Source organism: Acinetobacter sp. AS5, assembly GCF_048957595.1.
In the GTDB taxonomy this organism is placed as follows: domain Bacteria; phylum Pseudomonadota; class Gammaproteobacteria; order Pseudomonadales; family Moraxellaceae; genus Acinetobacter.
This window is the reverse complement of sequence record NZ_JARDAL010000078.1, coordinates 1-2,780: the sequence shown is the minus strand read 5'-3', so window position 1 is coordinate 2,780 and position 2,780 is coordinate 1. Positions and strand designations below refer to the sequence as shown.

General features: G+C 39.0%; 5 protein-coding genes. All 5 read left to right on the top strand.

Features of this window, described 5'->3' with window-relative positions; genetic code table 11:
• Positions 1 to 725 (top strand): multicopper oxidase domain-containing protein (locus tag PV763_RS16440; protein WP_286410027.1); only part of this gene is annotated, 725 nt, incomplete at its 5' end.
• A complete protein-coding gene (locus PV763_RS16435) occupies positions 712 to 1,050 on the top strand; it encodes a hypothetical protein (protein ID WP_004897649.1) in 339 nt (112 codons plus the stop codon). The genes PV763_RS16440 and PV763_RS16435, both read left to right, overlap by 14 nt.
• A complete protein-coding gene (locus PV763_RS16430; protein WP_004668309.1) occupies positions 1,037 to 1,981 on the top strand; it encodes a copper resistance protein B in 945 nt (314 codons plus the stop codon). The genes PV763_RS16435 and PV763_RS16430 overlap by 14 nt, the downstream gene beginning before the upstream one ends.
• A gap of 179 nt (positions 1,982 to 2,160) precedes the next feature.
• On the top strand, positions 2,161 to 2,406 hold the full coding sequence (locus tag PV763_RS16425) for a type II toxin-antitoxin system RelB/DinJ family antitoxin (RefSeq protein ID WP_000246755.1): 246 nt from the start codon (positions 2,161 to 2,163) through the stop codon (positions 2,404 to 2,406).
• Positions 2,396 to 2,689, top strand: a complete 294-nt coding sequence (locus PV763_RS16420) for a type II toxin-antitoxin system RelE family toxin (protein ID WP_000221358.1) — start codon at positions 2,396 to 2,398, stop codon at positions 2,687 to 2,689. The genes PV763_RS16425 and PV763_RS16420 overlap by 11 nt, the downstream gene beginning before the upstream one ends.
• The last annotated feature ends 91 nt before the right edge of the window (positions 2,690 to 2,780 follow it).

Below are 2,780 nucleotides of genomic sequence, written 5' to 3'. Positions count from 1 at the left end.
ATCACTCGAAAATGGATCATTCAAAAATGAACCATGGCGATATGCAAGGCATGGATCACTCGAAAATGGATCATTCAAAAATGAACCATGGCGATATGCAAGGCATGGATCACTCGAAAATGGATCATTCACAGCATGGCACAGCAAAACCACAAGAAAATGATCAAGTGGTTTATGGTTGGGCAAATGCATCTACACCTGCGGGCAATAAAGCCTTGCAATATAGTGATTTAAAATCTTTAGAACCGCAAAAAGATACTCGTGAAGCTAGCAGTGAATTAGTAGTGCGTTTGGGCGGTACTATGGAGCGTTATATTTGGACGATTAACGGTAAAAAATTCAGCGATGCTGAGCCATTAAAAGTGAAGTATGGCGAGCGTATCCGTATCAAATTTATTAATGACAGTATGATGGCGCACCCCATGCATTTACATGGCATGTTTATGCAGTTGGAGAATGGTCAAGAGTCGGTAGATATGCCGAATAAACACACATTGATTGTACCACCGGGTAAAACAGTGACTGCTTTATTAACTGCGGATGAGTTGGGCGAATGGGCAATCCATTGTCATTTGTTGTATCACATGAGTGCAGGAATGATGAACAAGTTGATCGTGGCAAATGTTAGCGATGAACAAGTGTCTACAACGCCAATTCAAGGTACAAATTCGACTCAAACTCACCAAGTAACTGAGCAAAAAGGAGCTGGACATGCACATCACTAATTTTGTATTTAAAGCGTTTTTTTCTGTTGCGGTATTGAGTTTAACAAGCTTAAGTTTGGCGCACGAAGGGCATCATTCAACTGCTCAGACTGATGGAAAAAATGTACCATCAATGAATCATCAAGCGATGTCTGAGATGGATCATTCACAGCATTCTCCACAAGAGCATGCACAACACATGCAGATGATGGGGAAAATGAATCATGCTGCACATTCAGCACCGATGAACCATCAACATGCAGGTCATCAGCCAATGCATCACAAATCAACAGAGAAACAGCAAGATCAAAAAGTACAGAAAGGAGATCAACATGCGCACCATTAATCTTTTTTCTAAAACTGTTTTAGCAAGCTCTTTGTTGATGGTCAGTGCAGTGAGTTTGGCACATAATGGTGAAGATCATAGTGCGCCTGAAAAAATGACAGTTGCTACATCTTCTAGTCAAAATCAGCCGATGCAAATGGATCGCTCTCAAATGAACCATAGCCAAATGAATCAGGCACAACATCAGGCAACATCTACGGTTAATCATTTACATCATGTACCAGATGCGAATGCTCAGCAGAGTTCGCATTATGATCATCGCTCAGAACACGGTGCGCAAATTTATGCGATTACGACAGTGGACAATAAGTGGCTTGTCAATGAAGATGGCACAGGTGATTTAAAGTCAGAGTTTGAAACCCGTATTGGCACAGATGAAAATAAGGTTTTTATTAAAATTCATGCCGATAAAGAAGAATCGCATGATGCACATTATGATGCCAAACTTTTATATAGCCGTATGATTTCAGACTTTTGGGATGCACAGATTGGTGCACGTTATCGTAGTGAAAAAGTTGAACTCAATGATCATCGCAAAGACACCGAAGAAAATGTTGATGCGGTGATTGGCTTACATGGTATGGCGCCATATTTCTTTGAAACTGATGCTTATCTCTATGCGGGAGAAGACAATTATGCGGGCTTTAGCCTAGAAACGGAACGTGATTTTCTGATTACGCAAAAGTTGATTATTCAACCTTATTTAGAGTTGGATGCTATCTTTAGTGATGACTCTAAATATGCGAAAAAAACTGGTTTAAGCAGTGCAACCGCAGGGTTTGAAACTCGCTATGAAATCAGTAAAAAGATCATGCCGTATATCGACATTGCCTATGAGTATTCAAAAGGTAATGATGAAACGTCGTGGCAAATAGAATCAAACTCTGAGAAAGGTTGGTTATATGGAGCTGGTGTTAGATTTAGATTTTAATTAATTTAATGATTACTAAATAGCTTTATTTAAATAAAACTCTAGCTTAATGTGGCCGGAAGCAAAATGTTAACTTATTTTGCTTCCTTCCATTTAACATAATGGCTGTTATGCGAATTCGACTTGTAATGCAATTTGCATTACACTATTCCTAGTACATTAAATACTTGGGAAATATGATGGCTACTGTTAACTTCAGGATCGATGAAGCCCTTAAAGAAAAATCTTATTCAATCCTTAAAGAGCAAGGTATTGCACCTACGGATTTCTTCACTAGTATTCTTGAGTATGTTGCTACGACTGGGAAACTGCCTGTCAAAAAAGCTTTGCTTTCAGAAGAAGATGAAGAATTATTAGCTCTTGTCCGTAAGCGCATTAATGATCCTAAAGAGATGTTTGAGGAAGTCACATTAGATGACTTATAAGCTTTTACGTCACAAGGACTTTACAGCAGAATGGGAAAAACTCCCTGTTGCTATACGAGATCAATTTAAAAAGAAACTAGCCAAAGTCATAGAGCAGCCACATATTCCAAAGAATATGCTTAGAGGCGATCTTGCAGGTTGCTATAAAATCAAATTATTAAAAGCTGGTGTCCGACTTGTCTATCAAGTTAAAGATGATCAGGTAGTTATCCTGCTCATTACCGTCGGAAAACGAGCTGATAGCATAGTTTATGACGAAGCGAAAAAGCGAATTAAAGACTAAAAATGGGAGCTTAAAGCCATTGCTGTCCCACAATTTTTCACAAGAGGAAGCTCATTTGAGCTTCCTCTTGTTTTATGGGTATTTTATCGGG

Bases quoted from the DNA above. Each gene is read 5' to 3' on its own strand.
- PV763_RS16435 (WP_004897649.1), top strand. From the start codon at position 712: ATGCACATCACTAATTTTGTATTTAAAGCGTTTTTTTCTGTTGCGGTA.
- PV763_RS16430 (WP_004668309.1), top strand. From the start codon at position 1,037: ATGCGCACCATTAATCTTTTTTCTAAAACTGTTTTAGCAAGCTCTTTG.
- PV763_RS16425 (WP_000246755.1), top strand. From the start codon at position 2,161: ATGGCTACTGTTAACTTCAGGATCGATGAAGCCCTTAAAGAAAAATCT.
- PV763_RS16420 (WP_000221358.1), top strand. From the start codon at position 2,396: ATGACTTATAAGCTTTTACGTCACAAGGACTTTACAGCAGAATGGGAA.